The organism is Silvimonas terrae, from assembly GCF_014202765.1.
Taxonomy (GTDB): domain Bacteria; phylum Pseudomonadota; class Gammaproteobacteria; order Burkholderiales; family Chitinibacteraceae; genus Silvimonas; species Silvimonas terrae.
Window position 1 is genome coordinate 914,764 of record NZ_JACHHN010000001.1, and the last position, 18,988, is coordinate 933,751.

Annotated in this window: 18 protein-coding genes; 12 read left to right on the top strand and 6 right to left on the bottom strand. The window is 58.6% G+C overall.

Features of this window, described 5'->3' with window-relative positions; all coding sequences use genetic code 11:
• Positions 1-30 precede the first annotated feature (30 nt).
• Positions 31-951, bottom strand: coding sequence for a helix-turn-helix domain-containing protein (locus HNQ50_RS03805; RefSeq protein ID WP_246428532.1), 921 nt, complete (start codon positions 949-951; stop codon positions 31-33).
• Positions 952-1,073: 122 nt separating this feature from the next.
• On the opposite strand from HNQ50_RS03805, the gene HNQ50_RS03810 reads away from it, so the two are divergent.
• The 12 genes from HNQ50_RS03810 (at position 1,074) to HNQ50_RS03865 (ending at position 13,276) form a co-directional block, all read left to right on the top strand.
• Positions 1,074-1,745: an HAD family hydrolase gene (locus HNQ50_RS03810; RefSeq protein ID WP_184097706.1), complete on the top strand. Its 672-nt coding sequence runs from the start codon at positions 1,074-1,076 to the stop codon at positions 1,743-1,745.
• A gap of 398 nt (positions 1,746-2,143) precedes the next feature.
• Positions 2,144-3,022 (top strand): cysteine synthase CysM, encoded by an 879-nt coding sequence (gene cysM / locus HNQ50_RS03815; RefSeq protein ID WP_184097708.1) that lies wholly within the window; start codon positions 2,144-2,146, stop codon positions 3,020-3,022.
• 46 nt (positions 3,023-3,068) lie between these two features.
• Entirely contained in the window at positions 3,069-3,914 is an 846-nt protein-coding gene (locus HNQ50_RS03820) for a 3',5'-nucleoside bisphosphate phosphatase (RefSeq protein WP_184097939.1), read from the top strand.
• Positions 3,911-4,441 carry a dihydrofolate reductase family protein gene (locus HNQ50_RS03825; RefSeq protein ID WP_184097710.1) on the top strand — a complete coding sequence of 177 codons (531 nt, stop codon included), beginning with the start codon at positions 3,911-3,913 and terminating at the stop codon, positions 4,439-4,441. Before HNQ50_RS03820 ends, HNQ50_RS03825 begins: the two co-directional genes overlap by 4 nt.
• Before the next feature lie 36 nt (positions 4,442-4,477).
• Positions 4,478-5,101 (top strand): L-threonylcarbamoyladenylate synthase, encoded by a 624-nt coding sequence (locus tag HNQ50_RS03830; RefSeq protein WP_184097712.1) that lies wholly within the window; start codon positions 4,478-4,480, stop codon positions 5,099-5,101.
• A 144-nt stretch (positions 5,102-5,245) separates the two neighbouring features.
• Positions 5,246-5,902: a site-2 protease family protein gene (locus HNQ50_RS03835; RefSeq protein WP_184097714.1), complete on the top strand. Its 657-nt coding sequence runs from the start codon at positions 5,246-5,248 to the stop codon at positions 5,900-5,902.
• A 61-nt stretch (positions 5,903-5,963) separates the two neighbouring features.
• Positions 5,964-7,166 carry a tryptophan--tRNA ligase gene (locus HNQ50_RS03840; protein WP_184097716.1) on the top strand — a complete coding sequence of 401 codons (1,203 nt, stop codon included), beginning with the start codon at positions 5,964-5,966 and terminating at the stop codon, positions 7,164-7,166.
• Positions 7,167-7,190: 24 nt separating this feature from the next.
• A complete protein-coding gene (locus tag HNQ50_RS03845) occupies positions 7,191-8,072 on the top strand; it encodes a segregation and condensation protein A (protein WP_184097718.1) in 882 nt (293 codons plus the stop codon).
• Positions 8,073-8,077: 5 nt separating this feature from the next.
• Positions 8,078-8,659, top strand: a complete 582-nt coding sequence (gene scpB, locus HNQ50_RS03850) for an SMC-Scp complex subunit ScpB (protein ID WP_184097720.1) — start codon at positions 8,078-8,080, stop codon at positions 8,657-8,659.
• Positions 8,660-8,711: 52 nt separating this feature from the next.
• On the top strand, positions 8,712-10,082 hold the full coding sequence (gene cysS, locus HNQ50_RS03855) for a cysteine--tRNA ligase (RefSeq protein WP_184097722.1): 1,371 nt from the start codon (positions 8,712-8,714) through the stop codon (positions 10,080-10,082).
• Between the two features lie 205 nt (positions 10,083-10,287).
• Complete coding sequence (locus HNQ50_RS03860; RefSeq protein ID WP_184097724.1) at positions 10,288-11,034, top strand: enoyl-CoA hydratase/isomerase family protein; 747 nt, start codon at positions 10,288-10,290, stop codon at positions 11,032-11,034.
• A 133-nt stretch (positions 11,035-11,167) separates the two neighbouring features.
• The gene (locus tag HNQ50_RS03865; protein ID WP_184097726.1) at positions 11,168-13,276 is read left to right on the top strand and encodes an HDOD domain-containing protein; all 2,109 of its coding nucleotides are present in this window, start codon (positions 11,168-11,170) and stop codon (positions 13,274-13,276) included.
• A 79-nt stretch (positions 13,277-13,355) separates the two neighbouring features.
• Here the strand turns inward: HNQ50_RS03865 and oppF are convergent, their stop codons facing one another.
• The 5 genes from oppF to HNQ50_RS03890 all read right to left on the bottom strand — a co-directional run bounded on the left by oppF (position 13,356) and on the right by HNQ50_RS03890 (position 18,986).
• Entirely contained in the window at positions 13,356-14,345 is a 990-nt protein-coding gene (gene oppF, locus HNQ50_RS03870; RefSeq protein WP_184097728.1) for a murein tripeptide/oligopeptide ABC transporter ATP binding protein OppF, read from the bottom strand.
• Positions 14,338-15,342 carry an oligopeptide/dipeptide ABC transporter ATP-binding protein gene (locus HNQ50_RS03875; RefSeq protein WP_184097730.1) on the bottom strand — a complete coding sequence of 335 codons (1,005 nt, stop codon included), beginning with the start codon at positions 15,340-15,342 and terminating at the stop codon, positions 14,338-14,340. Before HNQ50_RS03875 ends, oppF begins: the two co-directional genes overlap by 8 nt.
• Positions 15,343-15,350: 8 nt before the next feature.
• On the bottom strand, positions 15,351-16,265 hold the full coding sequence (locus HNQ50_RS03880; protein WP_184097732.1) for an ABC transporter permease subunit: 915 nt from the start codon (positions 16,263-16,265) through the stop codon (positions 15,351-15,353).
• 9 nt (positions 16,266-16,274) lie between these two features.
• Positions 16,275-17,210: an oligopeptide ABC transporter permease OppB gene (oppB, locus tag HNQ50_RS03885; protein WP_184097734.1), complete on the bottom strand. Its 936-nt coding sequence runs from the start codon at positions 17,208-17,210 to the stop codon at positions 16,275-16,277.
• A 159-nt stretch (positions 17,211-17,369) separates the two neighbouring features.
• Positions 17,370-18,986: a peptide ABC transporter substrate-binding protein gene (locus tag HNQ50_RS03890; protein ID WP_184097736.1), complete on the bottom strand. Its 1,617-nt coding sequence runs from the start codon at positions 18,984-18,986 to the stop codon at positions 17,370-17,372.
• Between the last annotated feature and the right edge of the window lie 2 nt (positions 18,987-18,988).

The following is an 18,988-nucleotide window of genomic DNA, read 5'->3' on the forward strand; positions in this document are numbered from 1 at the left end:
AAAAAGCCGCATCTGGTGATGCGGCTTTTTTTATGGGCTGGCGTGACTGGCCACGCCGGCGCGGACCAGTGCCGATTGTGTGGCCGGCGCATCCTCCTGCATCACGCGGCGCAGATGGTAGCGCTTGCGGAATGCTGCCGGGGACATGGCCTTGGCCAGACCAAATTGCTTGTAGAAGTGGCTGGGGCTGGGAAAACCACTTTCTTCTGCCACCAACTGGATGGGCATTTGCGAGGTAATCAACAGGTTGCAGGCGTGGCCAATCCGCAATTGCGCCAGGAGGCCGGTCATGCTGTCCTGCAATTGCTCCCGCAACAGGCGTTTGATGGTGGCTTCACTACTGCGCGTGACGGTGGCCAGATCCGCCAGGGTGACCGGCTCCCGATAGTGTTCATGCAGCCAGGCCAGTGCGGTTTCGACACGTTTGTCCTGGTATTCTGGCGTTGGGGCTCCGCCAATCAAGCGTGCTTCATGATCCCGTGGCAATTGGTCGAGAATCTGCAGCAGCCGACTGAGCCGATCCAGTCCACGGCTTTGGTGTAACGCGTCAAACAGCGGTACCAGCTTGCGCGTACAGGCCTCGCTGATCACCACGCCTTGCTGCACCTTGCGCAGCCAGTCGGCAAAGCCGATCAACTCTGGCAAGCCGCCCGTAGCCAGTTGTTCCAGCCACTCTCGCGTGAAGAAAATGACCTGGACCTCATGGCACTGGCCGTCGGCACGGCTTTGCGCCTGCCAGGTGTGCGCTTGATTGGGGGCGACCAGCGTCAGGTCCAGCTCACCAAACGGGGCTACGTCTCCACCGACATAGCGCATGCCGCGGGCGCGACGCGTCAATGTCAGTTCGTACTCCGGGTGATAGTGCCAGGCAAAGGGAACCCGTTCTACCAGCAAATGCTGGTAATGCCAGCGCTGCCCGAAGGTTTGTCCCACCATTTCGCGTATAAGCATACGGGTTAAACCTTAGGGGTTGGTTTGAGCTAATCCTGTAGAAATTTGCACCATAACAGAACGCAAGTCTAGCCCCAGCGCCTAAGATAGAGTCATCTCCACCCAAAGCTCACGAGGCTGATATGCAGCAACACCGCGCACAGGCGTTCCTGTTCGACATGGACGGCACCCTGATTGATTCTCACATTCTGGTGGAGCGGGTCTGGGAGGCGTGGTGCGCGCGCTGCGACCTGAACCTGGACGACATCCGCCAGTACACCCACGGCGTACGTACGGAAGACACCGTGCGCATGGTGGCACCCCACCTGGATGTGGTGGCAGAAGTGGCCTGGATGGAAGAAATCGAAACCGATACGACCGGTGGCATTGCACCGGTGCCCGGTGCCGATACCTTCTTGCAACAGATGCCGGCTGGTCGCTGGGCCGTCGTCACCTCCGCCTCGCGCCCGGTCCTGGATGTGCGCTTTGCAGCTTGCAATATGCAGTTACCAGATGTGGTGGTGACCTCTGAAGAGGTTGATCGCGGCAAGCCTGCACCTGATCCGTATTTGCTGGCGGCAAAGCGCCTGGGCGTTGATCCACGCCAATGCATTGTGTTTGAAGACGCCCCGGCGGGCATGGCCTCGGCGCTGGCTGCCGGTTGCAAGGTGGTGCTGGTGGGTGATTTCATCTCGGACGAACCCGGCGTGATTGGCCATATCACCGACTTTGCCCAGCTTGAGTTCTCCGTCGATGGTGATTTGGTGTTGAGCGCGCCGGCACCGGTGCTCAAGGGTTTGCGGGCCATTGCCTAGTGACTTGCCTGGGCGGTTTCGGCATCAAAGGGGGCTGCGTGAAGTCCCCTTTTTATTTGATCCCGATGCTCCGATCCCGATGCGGGCATTCCAGCCAGAATGACGAAGTGGTCGTGTGAGAAGGGGGAGCCGGCATCTTCTTGGCTCGTCATTCCTGCGAAAGCAGGAATCCAGTACGCCCGCCACAGGCGGGCTTTTGCGGGCAAACCATGTTCAGTGCCTGCGGCACATACCGTTTACACCTGGATTCCGGCTCAGGGCCGGAATGACGAAGTGGTGATGTGCCTGGAAAAGATGTTGCATCTGACGAGCCCGGACTTACACACCGCATACCCAACGAACCGATGCCGGTGTGACCCCATGATGAGGGTATAATTGCCCCATCACTGGAGTGCTGCATGTTCAAATATCTAGAAGATTTCGTCGGGAACACCCCGCTGGTCCGACTCAAGCGCCTGCCGGGCAACACCAGCAACATCGTTCTTGTGAAGCTGGAAGGCAACAATCCGGCCGGTTCGGTGAAAGACCGTCCGGCGCTATCCATGATCCGCCACGCGCAAGAACGCGGCACCATCAAGCCAGGCGATCGCCTGATCGAAGCCACCTCTGGTAATACCGGCATTGCACTGGCTATGGCCGCCGCCATGATGGGTTACCGCATGACGCTGATCATGGCCAAAAGCTCCAGCGTCGAACGCGTACAGACCATGAAGGCATTTGGCGCTGAAGTGATCCTGGCCGAGTCTATGGAAGGCTCGCGCGATCTGGCCGCAGAGATGGTTGCCAGGGGCGAGGGCGTGATGCTGGATCAGTTTGCCAATCCGGATAACCCGCTGGCGCATTACGAAACCACCGGCCCGGAAATCTGGCGTGATACCGACGGCAAGATCACCCATTTTGTGTCCAGCATGGGCACCACCGGCACGGTGATGGGCACGCAGCGTTACTTGAAAGAACAAAACAAGGGCATCCAGATTGTGGGCGTACAGCCTACGGATGGCGCCTCTATTGCCGGCATTCGCAAATGGCCGGCCGAATACGTACCTGCCATCTGCGACTGGAGCAAGCTTGATCGCGTGATGGAAGTTACCCAACTGGAAGCGGAAGAGATGACTCGCCGCCTGGCGCGCGAAGAAGGGATTTTTGCCGGCGTTTCGTCGGGTGGTGCACTGGCCGCGGCACTCCGGTTGTCGGCCGAGGTCGAAAACGCGGTAATCGTGTCTATTGTCTGCGATCGTGGTGACCGTTATCTCTCCACCGGGGTATTCCCCGCATGAGCCGTGATATCAAAGTCCGCGGGCGTTTGCGCCAGAAGGGGGTGTGATGGTTCCGGTTGATCTGCATTGTCACTCCAACTTCTCGGACGGCCTGCTGCCGCCCAAAGAAGTGGCCCGCAAGGCGGCCGAGCGCGGCTGCAAACTGTTTGCCCTGACAGATCATGACGATACCCGTGGCGTGGCACTGGCCGCAGAAGAAGCGGCCAGTCACGGCATGCGTTTTCTCAATGGCGTCGAGATTTCCGCCAGTTGGGGCAAGTACACCTTGCACATCGTCGGGCTGGATGTTGATCCGGCCAACCCGCAATTCATGACCGGTCTTGCCAGCGTGCGCGCCGGGCGTGATGCACGGGCGCAGGCCATGAGTGACTCACTGGCGCGGGTAGGGCTGGATAACGTGCTGGCGGGGGCACGTAAATATGCCGAAAACCCGGAAATGATCAGCCGCACCCACTTTGCCCGGTATCTGGTTGAAATTGGCGCAGCCAAAGACACCAAGTCCGTATTCAAGAAATTTCTGGTGCGGGGCAAACCGGGCTACGTGGATCACGAATGGGCACGCATGCACGAGGCCATCGAGTGGATTCGCGCCGCTGGTGGCGTCGCCGTACTGGCGCATCCGGGCCGCTATGAAATGGGCAACGAGACCATGCGCGTGTTGTTGACTGAGTTCCGCCGCCTGGGGGGCGAGGCCATTGAGGTGGTTTCTGGCAGCCACGGCGCGGCAGAAGTCGGGCGCTTTGGACGCTTGTCGCAAGAGTTTGGTTTTCTGGCCTCCTGCGGCACGGATTATCACGCCACGGGTGAGGGCGCGCGTGAACCGGGCTTGAACCCGGATTTGCCCATCGGTTGCGTGCCGGTGTGGGAGCGCTGGTTGCCGGAGGCCGCATGAGCACGGTGGTGCTGTATGCGGCGATTTCGCTGGATGGCAAACTGGCCCGGCCGGATGGTGCGCTGGACTGGCTGCCGCAAATCCAGCCAGAAGGTGAGGACTACGGTTACGGCGAGTTTTACGCGGGGGTCGATGCCCTTGTCATGGGTCGCAAAACCTTTGACCAGGTGCTCACCTTTGGCTCCTGGCCGCATACAGACCGGCCATGCTACGTGTTCAGTCATCACACCTTGCCCACTCTGCCGATCTCCAGCTCCATCCAGCGCGTGTGTGAGCCGGTGCCAGACTGGCTGGCGCAGATGGAGCGCGCAGGTTTTGAGCGCATCTGGCTGGTCGGTGGCGGCCAGCTGGCGGCAGATTTCTTCACGGCTGGCCGGGTTGATGAACTGATCCTGACCCTGGTGCCCGAGGTATTGGGCGAGGGGATTGCGCTCTTTGCCGGCCCGGCTGCGTCGTCCTGGCAACTTGTACAACAGCAAAGTCTCGCTGGCGGGCTGATCCAGTTACACTACCAGCGCAAAAGCTGACTTGCGTCGCTGGCACCCCGACCTCACATTGCATACATGGCCCAATTCTTTTCAGTACACCCGGAAAACCCGCAACCCCGTCTGATCAAACAAGCCGCCGACATTGTGCGCAAGGGCGGTCTGATCGCATACCCGACAGACTCCTGCTACGCGCTGGGCTGCCGGCTGGATGACAAAGACGCGCTGGAGCGTATCCGCCGCATCCGCCAACTGGATGACAAGCACCATTTCACGCTGGTCTGCCACGATTTATCGCAGCTGGGCACCTACGCCCGTGTCGATAACCGGACCTACCGCATGCTCAAGAGCGCAACGCCGGGTAGCTACACGTTCATTTTGCAAGCCACCAAAGAAACCCCGCGCCGGGTGTGGAACCCCAAAAAGCAAACGATTGGGTTGCGGGTGCCGCAGCACCCGGTGGCACTGGCTTTGCTTGAAGAAATGGGCGAACCCTTGTTGTCATCCACACTGATTTTGCCAGGCGACGAGTTTGCACTGACCGATGTCTGGGATATCCGGGACCGGCTGCAACATGATGTTGATCTGGTCATTGATGGCGGTTATTGCGGGATTGAACCTTCCACCGTGGTAGACCTCTCTGGTGAAGCGCCTGTGGTATTGCGAGTGGGGCAAGGTGATCCAGCCCCGTTTGGTGGCTGACAAATACACAGCGGGCGCGTTGCGCTTTGTGTGCGATGATGCGGCGCGGCGCCGCATGCCGTCACCCCTCTGCAAACATGCACGGCAAATGAACGTCATACCGCCAGCGCGATAGTGCTGGCGTACTTAACTGGTCAGGGCTTCATGGACATTTCTTCTTTCATTCAGAACATCTGCATTTATGCGCTGCCGGTGCTGTTTGCCATTACGCTGCATGAAGCCGCGCACGCTTATGCCGCGCGCCATTTTGGTGATCCTACGGCCTATTTGATGGGGCGCATGACGCTGAACCCGATCAAGCATATCGACCCGCTGGGCACCATTGCCTTGCCGTTGTTGTGCCTCTTGTTGCCGGGCAGCTTTTTGTTTGGCTGGGCCAAGCCCGTGCCCGTCAATTTTGGCGATTTGCGCAACCCGAAAAAAGACATGCGCTGGGTAGCACTGGCCGGCCCTGCCGCCAACCTGATCATGATGCTGCTGTGGACGGTGGTGCTGGGCTTGTTGCTGCACGCCGCAGAAGGTGATTTTGCCTATCCCCTGCGGCAGATGGCGCAGGCTGGGGTGCAGATCAATATCGTGCTGATGATCCTGAACCTGATCCCCATTCCGCCACTGGATGGTGGCCGCGTGCTGATCTCGCTGTTGCCGGTAAACGCCGCGCGCCAGGTCGCCCGGATCGAGCCCTATGGCATGATCGTGCTGCTGGTTCTGATGTTCACCAAGGTGTTGTTCTTCATCATGGCGCCGTTTATGGGCGTGTTTTATCTGCTGGTGAACAACATCCTGCGTCTGTTTGCCTGATTTTTGCCACAGCGCGCAGAAACAGCTAATAATAAAACCACTTTGAATTCAAGGATTTGAAATGTTTCCCGATCGTGTTCTGTCTGGCATGCGCCCGACCGGCAAGCTGCACCTGGGGCACTACCACGGCGTGCTCAAGAACTGGGTCAGGCTGCAAAGCGAATACGAATGCTTTTTCATGGTGGCAGACCTGCATGCGCTGACCACGGCGTATGACGACGTATCCGTCATTGAAAAAAGCGTTTGGGACATGGTGATCGACTGGATTGCCGCCGGGGTAGACCCCGCACAAGCCACCATTTTTATCCAGAGCCGGGTGCCGGAACACGCAGAACTGCACCTGCTGTTGTCCATGATCACGCCGCTGCCGTGGCTGGAACGCGTACCCACCTACAAGGACCAGATTGAAAAACTGGCCAGCAAAGACCTGGGGACTTACGGTTTTCTGGGTTACCCCTTGCTGCAATCGGCTGACATTCTGTTGTACCGCGGCACCCTGGTGCCTGTGGGCGAAGACCAGGTGCCACACGTGGAAATTACCCGTGAAATTGCACGGCGTTTCAACCACATGTTTGGCAAAGAACCTAATTTTGCCGAGAAGGCCGAAGCCGCCATCAAGAAAATGGGCGGCAAAAAAGGCAAACTGTACGAAGAATTGCGCACGCGTTACCAGCAAGAGGGCGACGTGGAGGCGCTGGAATCCGCCCGCGCCATGCTGGCAGATACCCAGAACCTGAGTCACGGCGACCGTGAGCGTTTGTTTGGTTTTCTGGAAGGCGGCGGCAAGATGATTTTGCCGGAATCCCAACCGCTGTTGACGTCTGCCTCCCGCATGCCGGGGCTGGATGGTGCCAAGATGTCCAAGTCTTATGGCAATACCATCAGCCTGCGCGAAGACCCGGAAACCGTTACCCGTAAAATCCGCCAGATGCCGACTGATCCGGCCCGCGTGCGGCGGACCGACGTGGGCAACCCGGAAAAATGCCCGGTATGGCAATTGCATCAGGTGTACTCAACCGAAGATACCCGTGACTGGGTGGTGCAAGGCTGCACCACCGCCGGCATTGGCTGTATTGAATGCAAGCAGCCAGTGATTGATGGCGTGCTGGCAGAACAAAAGCCGATGTTTGAACGCGCCCAACCGTATCTGGAAGACCCGACCCTGGTCCGTAACCTGGTGGCCGACGGCTGCGAGCGTGCGCGTGACCTGGCGCGTGAGACCATGCGGGATGTACGCGAAGCCATGGGTCTGGCTTACGACTGATTGTCCACTGGTTCTGGCCACCTCATGAACGCTGTTGTTCCTTCGCCCGCTGAAGCCACCGTCGCCCTTGATCCCGCTACCGCCGTAGTGGCGGAGGCAGCGGTGCTGGCGCACGTCTTTGGCGAGGCCGTCACCGAATACCCGCAAGATTTATACATTCCGCCCGATGCCTTGCGTGTGTTGCTGGATGCGTTTGAAGGGCCGCTGGATCTGTTGCTGTACCTGATCCGCAAGCAAAACATCGATATCCTTGATATCCCCATGGCGCGGGTGACGGCGCAGTACATGGAATACGTCGATGTCATGCGGGTAGACCGGCTGGAACTGGCGGCCGAGTACCTCCTGATGGCGGCCATGCTGATCGAGATCAAATCCCGCTTGTTACTGCCCAAACCGGCGGTCGATGGCGAGGGTGACGAGATTGATCCACGGGCTGAATTGGTGCGCCGCTTGCTGGAATACGAACAAGTCAAACTGGCCGCCTATGAACTGGACCAGTTGCCGCAAGCTGGCCGGGATTTTCAACTGGTCACTGTGCTGTTCGAAAAAGACATGGTGGTGCGTCTGCCCGACGTGCGCCCGGAAGACCTCAAAACGGCCTGGCTGGCCATTCTGGCGCGGGCCAAACGTAACAAGAGTCATACCGTCAAACCGGATGAACTCTCTGTACGCGAACAAATGACGCACATCCTCAAGTTTCTGCAAGACGGCCGTTATGCCCGTTTTGAGAGCCTGTTTGACACCACGCGCGGTGTGCCCTTGCTGGTGGTGACGTTTATTGCTGTGCTGGAACTGGTGAAAGAAAAGTACATTCACGTGAATCAGGACGAAGGTTTTGCGCCGATTTACGTGTGCCTTGCCGGCGCATCCGCCGCCGACGTCATGCCCTTGCCCCCTGAAGCCTGAACCTGATGAGCGCGCCTGAAACCGAAGCCGGCCTGTACGATCGGGCCCATATGCAAAAGGTCCTGGAAACTGCCTTGCTGGTGGCACCAGAGCCCTTGTCACTGAATACGCTCAAAACCTTGTTTGCCGAGGATATCTCTGGTCAGCTGATCAACAGTCTGCTGGAGGAAATCCAGCAATCCTGGCATGGTCGGGGCGTGGAATTGATCAAGCTGGCGTCGGGTTGGCGGTTCCGGGCGCGGCTGGAAATGCAGCCCTATCTGGAACGACTGAACCCGGAGAAACCGCCGCGCTACTCCCGTGCGGTCATGGAAACGCTGGCCATTGTCGCCTACAAGCAGCCGGTGACCCGCGGGGATATTGAAGAGATTCGTGGTGTGACTGTTTCCAGCCAGATCATCCAGACGCTGAAAGAACGCGGCTGGCTGGACGTCATCGGCCACAAGGAAGTCCCGGGCCGGCCAGAGCTTCTGGGCACGACGCGGCAGTTTCTGGATGACCTGGGGTTGGCGAGCCTGTCGACACTGCCACCTTTGCAAGAGCTGGGTAACCTGATCTTGCCGGAAGCAGACGCTGCCCAGTCCTGATTCTGCGGCGCTCTGTTAAAATGCCCCCTTTGCCCCTCACTTTGGTAAAACCATGTTGAATGTCTACAACACACTCGCACGCGAGAAACAGGAATTCGTCCCCATCACCCCAGGCCTGGTAAAGATGTACGTCTGTGGCATGACGGTGTACGACTACTGTCACCTCGGCCACGGGCGGGTGATGGTGGTGTTCGATATGGTCTCCCGCTGGCTCAAGATTTCCGGGTATGAGGTCGACTACGTTCGCAACATCACCGACATTGATGACAAGATCATCAAACGCGCCGCAGAAAATGGCGAGACCATTGGCGAATTGACCGCGCGTTTTATCGATGCCATGAATGAGGACGCAGATGCGCTGGGTGTACAGCGCCCGACGCACGCCCCCAAGGCCACGGACCACGTAGACGGCATGCTCAATATTATCGGCACGCTGGTCAACAAGGGTCTGGCCTACCCGGCGCCTAACGGCGACGTGTATTACGCCGTGGGCAAGTTCCCCGGCTATGGCAAGCTCTCTGGCAAGTCGCTGGACGATCTGCGGGCGGGCGAGCGGGTTGAGGTTGATCCCAACAAGCAGCATCCAATGGACTTTGTGCTGTGGAAGGCCGCCAAACCCGGTGAACCGGCGTGGCCGTCGCTGTGGGGCGCTGGCCGTCCAGGCTGGCATATTGAATGCTCGGCCATGAGTTGCCATCATCTGGGCGAGCATTTCGACATTCATGGCGGTGGCGAAGACCTGCAGTTTCCGCACCATGAAAACGAAATCGCCCAGTCGGAAGGCGCGCACGATCACCAGTATGTGAACTACTGGCTGCACAATGGTTTCATCCGGGTGGATGACGAGAAAATGTCCAAATCCCTGGGCAATTTCTTCACCATCCGCGACATCCTGCAAAAGTACGATGCAGAAGTGGTGCGCTTTTTCATCCTGCGCGCCCACTACCGCTCGCCACTGAACTACAGCGATGCCCATCTGGATGACGCCAGAAACTCGCTCAACCGCCTGTACACCACGCTCAAGAACGTGGCGCCCGCGCAGGTGACGCTGGATTGGTCGCAAGGCTACGCCGCACGGCTCAAAGCAGCTATGGATGATGACTTTGGGACGACCGAGGCCGTTGCCGTGTTGTTTGAACTGGCGCACGAAGCCAACAAACAGCAGTCGGCGCAACTGGCTGGTGAACTCAAAGCGCTGGCTGGCGTGTTGGGTTTGCTGGAGCGCGATGCCCAGGCTTACTTGCAGGCGGGTTCGCAAGAGGGTGAACTGACCGCAGAGGCGATTGATGATCTGATCGCCCAGCGCAAAGCAGCGCGTGCGGCCAGGAACTTTGCCGAGTCTGATCGTATTCGCGATTTGCTGACGGCAGGCGGTGTCGTGCTGGAAGACGGCCCGCAGGGAACGACCTGGCGTCGCGCCTGATCCGCGATCGCCACATCACAAAGCCGACCCGTTGGGTCGGCTTTTTTCATGGCTGCGCCGGAGGCCTGCCTGGCCTGGTTGGTGTTTTTCTGCCATTTCAAACGCCAGGCCAGGGGAAAACCAGGGCACGCTGCCACAGGGCCCTTCGGGATAATGGATTGCATCCTAAACCCGTTGGCAAAAACCAGAACACTCAGGAGCGAACATGCTGGAAGTGATTGCGCACGAAGGTGGTATCCGCGAACTACGCCTTGCGCGCCCGCCGGTCAACGCGCTGGGCCCGGATTTGCTGCGCGCGCTACGTCAGCAGCTGCAAGTCGCGGTGGATGATGAAGTGGCGGGGGTCGTGCTGTCTGGTGCGCCGGGGATGTTCTCTGCCGGGCTGGATGTGCCGTCTTTACTCAAGCTCGACCGTACCGGGTTAACCGCGGCAATGGATGATTTCTTTGGTCTGTTTGCCGCCCTGGCCGCCAGCCCCGTCCCCGTTGTGTCCGCGATTACCGGCCATAGCCCGGCTGGCGGTGCGGTGTTATCCATTTTTTGCGACTACCGCATCATGGCTGAAGGCGAGTTTCGTATTGGGCTTAACGAGGTACAGGTCGGGCTGGTCGCGCCAGAATGCGTGCAAAACGTCCTGCGTCGGTTAGTGGGCGATTATCGGGCCGAACGCCTGCTGGTGGCCGGCAGCATGATCACAGCCAGCGAAGCGCTGGCTTTTGGTATGGTCGATGAACTCAAGCCTGCCGCCGAGGTCATCCCGGTTGCGGTTGCCTGGTTACAGGCACTTGGCCGTTTGCCACGCCAGGCTATGCTGAAGACACGTCATATCGCGCGCGCCGGATTACGCGCCCCGTTTGAGGCTGGCTTTGATCTGGAAGCGTTCGTGGCGGAGTGGTATTTGCCGGAAACCCAGGCTGTACTGGAAGCCTTGGTTGCCCGGCTTAAAAAATAATCAAGTCAACCCCACGGTTCAGATGCAAGAATCGACCGCTTGTAAGGAATTTGCTTTCAAACTGTCTTTTTGTGTGTTGATTTTCTGCCTGGCTTAAAGTGCCTCGCTATGATGAAGGCATGGGGGATAAAGCATGCCAGCAACATTCAAGAATCGTTTTCAGCTTCTGCGCATTCTGGGCGAAGGCGCACAAGGCCGTATCTGGCTGGCGCACGACACGCAGGCCGGGCGTGATGTTGCCGTGCGCCTGGGCGCTAAAGGGGATGAAGAAGCCGTAGGGCTGCAGCATCCTGGTCTAGTCACCTTGCTGGAACAGGTAGAGGCAGAAGACCAGCCCGCGCTGGTGTATGAGTATGTACAGGGTACGCGGCTGGACGGCCAGTATTTTACCGTGGCCACGGCGGTGGATTTGTTGATTGACCTGCTGGATGCGCTGGCGGCCCTGCACGCAGCCGGCCTCACACATGGCCACGTGCATGCGCATAACGTGGTCATGGATGCGCAGCACCGCCCGCGCTTGATGGATGTGGGTAACGGTCGGGGAAGTGCACCGGCAGATGTTCAGGCTGCAGGGCAGTTGTTTTACAATATGCTGACTGAGCGGCCCGCGCCGGGCGCACCGGCCAGTGCCAGCAAACGGGCGGAACTGGATGCCCGGCTCGACCCCATCATTGCCAATACCCAGCAGGCCAAACCGCCGGCCGCAGACGCATTGCGTGACGCCCTGCGGGACTGGCGCGGCGACATGAACACCAAGGTGATCGACGCCACCACGGGTACACTGGATTTTCTGTTGCGGCGCATGCGTCACACCAATGATTTTCCGGCGTTATCCCAGGCCATTAGCGCCATTAACAAGATCAACCAGGGCGATTCAGAACGCCTGCAGGTCTTGTCCAGCGTGATCCTCAATGATTTTTCCCTGGTCAACAAACTGCTGCGCATCGTTAATTCCGCCAGCTATGGCCAGTATGGCGGCACCATCAGCACCATCTCCCGTGCGATTGTCATCCTGGGCTTTGACACGATTCGCAATCTGGCGACCACGCTGCTGTTGTTTGAACATATGAACAACAAGTCGCATGCTGCGCAGCTGCGGGAAGGGGTGTTGCAGGCGTTTTATGGTGGTTTGCTGGCGCGGCAGATTGCGCTGGAATGCGGCTCGCGCGAGGCGGAAGAGTCGTTGATTTGTGGCATGTTCAACCACCTTGGGCGCTTGCTGACCATTTATTATTTTCCGGAAGAATTCCGGGAAATCTCTCGCCGCATTTTCAGCGGTACCAGCGAAACCTCCGCCGTCATTGCCGTGCTGGGTTTGTCCTGGGACGAACTGGGCATGGGGGTGGCGCGTAGCTGGTTGTTCCCGGACCGGATCATCAACGCCATGCGGCCTTTGCCAGAAGGCATGGTGCGTGAGCCGGCCAGCGCCAACGAGCGCCTGCGGGCCCACGCCAATCTGAGTGCACGCCTTGTGCCGTTAGTGGGGCAGCCACCCTCCAGACTGGCCGAACCCACCCGCTTGTTTGCGCCTGCCACGGGCCTGGATGTACGGGATATCCAGCGTGTCATGAAGGCTGCAGCGACGGCTTTGCATGGCTACCTGGGTGCGATCGGGATTGATCTGCGTTCCAGTGTGTTTTTGCAGACCCTGCTGCGAGACGGCACCGAACATGGCCAGCAAGATGCGCTGGAAGATCTGGTACTGGCGACACCGCCTCAAACGGGGAGTGATGCCGCCTCTGTGTTGTCGGCGGGGGTACAGGACATTACCCAGTCACTGGTCAGCAACTTCAATCTGAACGATGTGTTGCGCATGATTCTGGAGGCGATGTATCGCGGGGTGGGCTTTGACCGCGTGTTGTTCTGTACGCGGGATGCCAAAAAACCGGTGGTGCAGGCGCGTTTTGGTTTCGGTAGCGATATTGCCGCCGTCGCCCCCGTATTCCAGGTCGACATGACCGGTAAAGATGATGTGTTTCAGGCTGCGCTGGAGCGCAATCTGGATGTGCTGATCGAGGATGTCGATGCGCCCAGTATTGCGTTGCATGTGCCGGCCTGGTATCGGCAACAGGTGGGCGCGGGCACGTTTGTGCTGTTCCCGCTCAAGGTGGGCGAGCGCATGATCGGCTTCTTTTATGGGGACAAACAAGAAGCCGGCTCACTCAAAATTGAACCAAACGCGCTTAATCTATTGAAAACATTGCGCAATCAGGCGGTGCTGGCGATACGCACGCGGCAATGAAATGTGGACCAGGCAAGGTGTGGATGTAAAAAAACCGGGTGAGCTCACCCGGTTTTTTTTGTTGGGGGCTACTGCTGGATCAAACCAGCAAGCAAGCCGCCTCGCCGCCACTGGCCACCTCATGCAACTGCGGTGGCGTCTGCGCGCATTGCGCTTGAACTTTAGGGCAGCGGGTACGGAACACACAGCCAGACGGCGGATTGATGGGCGAGGGCAGTTCACCGCTCAGAATCTGGATCACCTTGTTCTGCTCGGCTTTCGGGTCCGGCAGCGGAATGGCCGACATCAGCGCTTGCGTGTACGGATGCGTGGGCTGATCGTACAAGGCGCGCTTGCTGGCCAGTTCCATTACGTGGCCCAGATACATCACCAGCACACGATCGCTGATGTGTTTCACCACCGCCAGATCATGCGCGATGAAGATGAGCGAGAGGCCCATTTCACGTTGCAACTCTTTGAGCAAGTTGATGATCTGTGCCTGGATCGACACGTCCAGCGCCGAGACGGGTTCATCACAAATGACCAGTTTCGGTTCCAGAATCAGCGCCCGGGCAATGCCAATACGCTGCGCCTGACCGCCAGAGAATTCGTGCGGGTAGCGGTTGATCTGCTGTTCACGCAGACCCACACGCACCATCATCTTTTTGACGCGCTCCATCACCTCGGCTTTGGACAGCTCCGGGCGGTGGGTGCGCAGCGGCTCGCCAATGATCTGCGCCACGGTCATGCGCGGGTTGAGCGAGGCCAGCGGGTCCTGGAAGATCATCTGGATGTCTTTGCGCGCAGCTTGCCATTGGGCGTGGCTGGCACCGCGCATTTCCTTGCCCATCCAGACAATGCTGCCGTCGGTAGCAGGGATCAGGTTGAGCATGGCACGGGATAGCGTGGACTTGCCGCAACCCGACTCACCAACGATGCCCAGCGTTTCGCCCTCAAACAGATCAAACGACACGCCGTCCACGGCTTTGAGCGTGCGTGGGGCTTGCCACGGCCAGGTATTGCCCTGGCGCACCTTGAAGTGCACCTTGACGTCCCGGACCGACAAAATGGGTTTACGGTTTTCAGACATGGGCCGGCTCCTTGTGTTTGAGCGCAATGACTTCGGCCCCGGCTTTGTGGCAAGCACGCAAAACTTGCGGTTGATCAGCGGCCGCTACCAGCGGCGGCATCTCGGTAGCGCAACGCGCATCGGCCAATGAGCAACGTTCGCTGAACGGGCAGCCGGCTGGCATGTGCGCCATATTGGGCGGATTGCCCGGAATGGAGACCAGTTCCGTGCCTTCATGATCAAGGCGTGGCAGTGCGTTCAAAAGGCCAATGGTGTACGGATGGGTGGGGCGATAGAAAATATCGTCTGCCGTGCCGTATTCCATGGTGCGGCCGCCATACATCACCATGACCTTGTCGCACACGCCGGCCACGACACCCAGATCGTGGGTGATCATGATGATGGCGGTGCCAAAGTCGCGCTGCAGGTCTTTCAGCAGGCTGATGATCTGCGCCTGAACAGTAACGTCCAGCGCAGTGGTGGGCTCATCGGCCACCAGGATTTCTGGCTCGCACAACAGCGCCATGGCAATCATCACGCGTTGGCGCATGCCGCCCGAGAACTCGTGCGGGTACATGTTCACGCGGCGTGCCGCTTCCGGGATCTTGACCGCTTCCAGCAGCTCAATCGCCCGGGTGCGCGCAGCCTTGCGGCTCATGCCCTTATGCAGTTCCAGCACCTCCGTCATCTGCCGTTCAACGGTCAGATACGGGTTAAGCGAGGTCATCGGGTCCTGGAAGATCATGGAAATACGATCGCCGCGGATGCCGTTGAGTTGCTTTGGCGTCATTGCCAGCAGGTTCTTGCCCTCAAACAGCGCTTCACCGGTGGTCTGGCCGTTTTTGGCGAGCAAACCCATCAGGGCCAGAACGGTCTGGCTTTTGCCAGAGCCGGATTCACCGACGATGCCAATGGTTTTACCGCGTTCCAGCTCAAAATTGACGCCGTTGACCGCACTGATCACGCCGTCGGGCGTACTGAAACGCACGCCCAGATTCTTGACTTCTAACAGACTCATGGCGGACCTCAGCGATCTTTCGGGTCAAATGCGTCACGCAGACCGTCGCCAATATAATTGACGCAAGACATGGTGAGGCACAGGAACAGGGATGGGAACAGCAACATCCACGGCGTGGCATCCATCTTGCCAACCGAGTCGCCAATCAGGGCGCCCCAGCTGGTCATGGGTTCTTGCACGCCAAGGCCCAGGAAAGACAGCACGGATTCGGTCAGGATCACGCCCGGTACGGTGACCGTGGTGTAGATCGCCACAATGCCCAGGAGGTTAGGCACGATGTGACTGAAAATGATCCGCGAAGTCGGCACGCCAATCGCGTGGGCGGCTTCGACAAACTCACGCGATTTCAGCGTCAGCGTCTGCCCGCGCACCACACGCGCGGTATCCAGCCAGGAGAACACGGCAATGGTGATGATCACCAGATAAAACTCGCGGCCAAACAGCGTCATCATCAGGATGGCGATAACCAGATACGGCACGGCGTACATCATGTCGACAATCCGCATCATGACCGAATCCGTCTTGCCGCCCAGAAAGCCCGCGATAGCCCCCCAGGCGATGCCAATCGCCACGCTGGCCAGCGTACCCAACAGGCCCACCAGCAGCGAAATCCGGCCCCCGATCAGCGTGCGCACCAGAATGTCCCGGCCCAGCTCATCAGTGCCAAACCAGTGGGTGCCAGCCCAGGTCGGGGGCATGCTGATCGCGGCCCAGTCGGTATCGTCAAAAGCATTGGGCAACAGCATCGGCCCGAAAATACAGGCCAGGGTAATCAATACCATCAACACGGTGCTGATCACTGCCGCCTTGTTGCGGGAAAAACGGCGGCGGGCGTCAGCCCAGGGGCTGCGCCCCTGTACGCTGGCCAGCGGCAGGTCACTGATCGCGCCGGCCACCGCAAGTTGTTTGCGTCGGAAGAACATGGGGCAACCTCAGTAACGGATGCGGGGATCGAGCACTGCGTAGATCAGGTCGACCAGCAAGTTGAACAGCACGGCCATCACCGTGATCAGAACCACGAGGCCCAGCACCAGGGTGTAATCCCGGTTGGATGCGCCATTGACGATCAGTTTTCCAAGACCTGGCAGCGCAAACACGGTCTCAGTGACCACGGCGGCAGTAATGGAACTGATGGCCAGAGGGCCCAGTACCGATGCCACCGGAATCAGCGCAGGTTTGAGCGCATGACGGAACACAATGGTGCGCAGCGGCAAGCCTTTGGCGCGTGCTGTACGAATGAAGTTGCTTGTCATCGTTTCGACAAGACCGGCGCGCATAATGCGGCCGATGGTCGCCACGTTGATAATGGTCAGCAAGGCGATAGGTAGAACCATATACCTTACAGAGCCATCCCAGCCGCCGGCCGGTAAATAGCCGTTGCCATCCGGGTGTTTGAGCCAGATTGCAAAAATCAGGATCAGGATCGGCCCCAGTACAAACGACGGAACGGTGTTGCCGATGTTGCCTAAAAACATCACCACATAGTCGACCATGCTGTTCTGGCGCAACGCCGCAGCAATGCCCAGACCCACACCGACAACCAGCGCAATGATCATGGATGTGCCGCCAATGGACAGCGAAACAGGCAAGGCCTGCGCGACCAGTGCGTTGACGCTCCAGTCCGCATAGCGGAAAGAGGCACCCAGATCGCCGTGCAGCAGATCTTTCAGGTAGTAGGCGTACTGCTTCCAGAGCGGTTGATCCAGGTGGTACTTGGCCTGCAAATTGGCCAGCACCGCCGGAGAAACCTGACGCTCGCTATCGAAAGGGCCACCAGGGGTGAGGTGGAGCATCACATAGCAAAGCGTGACGACGGCCAGAATTGTGGGGATCGCCCACAACATGCGCCGGAATATATATGACCACATTTGGTTTTCTTCCCAACCGAACGACAAAAAGGCGCGCCCCTCAGGGCCGCGCCATTATTCCAGAGAATCAAGCGTCAGGCGTGCGGTCGTGACTGTTGGGCGAAGACGGGAAATACCGTATTGCGCCATCACGACCGCCGTTTTTGACGGATGAGCCGGTTAGTGCTTGATGATGTAGAAATCCTGGGTCAGGTAATCGTCAAGATAGTTGGTGTTGGTGTAACCACCGACATAAGACTTCACGAGGCGCGCCTTGGAATACTGGAACATCGGGATGACCGCGTAGTCTTCCATTGCTGTTTCCATGGCCTTGCTATACGCGGCGGTGCGCTTGGCACTGTCGGTTTGCTGATTGCCTTCGGCAATCAGGCCATCCACCGTCTTGCTGCAGTAGAAGGTGTCGTTCTGGGCGCTGCCACAACGCACCAGATCCAGGAAGGTGGTGGCGTCGTTGTAATCGGCAATCCAGGCATTGCGGGCCAGTTGGTAGGCGCCGTCATGACGGGTTTTCACGAACACCTTGAACTCCTGGTTTTCCATGCTGGTCGCCAGACCCAGCTTGGTTTTCCATTCCGATGCCAAAAAGAGCGAAATCTTCTTGTGCATTTCGTTGGTGTTGTAGGTGATCTTCAGATTCAGCGGCTTCTTGCCCGGACCGTAACCGGCATCAGACAGCAGCTTTTTGGCTTCCGCCACGCGTTGCGCCATCGGCTCTTTGGTCCAGGCGTAGGTGGTCGGCGTACCGGCGATGGTGCCCTTCACAAACAGGCTATAAGCCGGTGTTTCACCGTTGCCGGTGACCTTTTGCGTGAGGATATCGCGGTCAATCACCATAGACAGCGCCTGACGTACGCGCTTGTCCTGGAATTCTGGCAGCTTGTTGTTCAGGTTGAAGTAGTACACGCCCAGCCACGGGGTATTGCGCAGTTCGTTACCAAATTGCGACTTGAGCGAAGCGTAGATGCCGGTCGGGATTTCATCCGTCCAGTCCATTTCGCCCGACTTGTACATCTTGAGCGCGGTATCGTCGCTTTCGACCGGGTTGTAGGTCACTTTGGTGACTACAACGGATTTGGCGTTCCAGTAGTTGGGGTTCTTGACCAGCACAACACGGTTGTTGGGTACCCATTCGGACAGCATATACGCGCCGTTAGAGACCATCTTGCCCGGCTTGACCCAGTCTTTGCCGTTCTTTTCGATGGCGTCTTTTTTCAGCGGCGCCATATTGCCCATGGCGGCCAGACCCGGGAAGAACGGTACAACGTCAGTGGTTTTGACTTCCAGGGTGTACTTGTCGAGCGCCTTCACACCCAGCTCTTTGGGTTGCTTCTTGCCGTTGACGATGTCTTTGGCGTTCAGGATGAACTCATGCAGGATGGTGTACTTGGAGCCGGTTTTCGGGTCCACGGTGCGTTGCCAGGAATACACAAAATCATCGGCGCTAATCGGGCTGCCGTCAGAGAACCTGGCATCTTTACGCAGTTTGAAGACCCAGGTGCGCGGGTCGGTCTGCTTCCAGCTTTCTGCAACGCCCGGCTGAATGCTGCCGTCGGCGCCGTTGCGGGTCAGACCCTCAAACAGATCGCTGTCGATGTAGTTGGCTGGCTTGGTTTCATACAGGGACGGATCGAGCGAATCGGGTTCCGTGCCATTATGACGAACCAGCTCCTGTTTGTCTGCCAGTTTGACGCCTGCCGGCACGTTCGCGGCCAGTGCGGTCAGGCTGGACAGCCCGAGTGTTGCGGCAAGGGCCGCTGCAATGATTTTGCGATTCATAA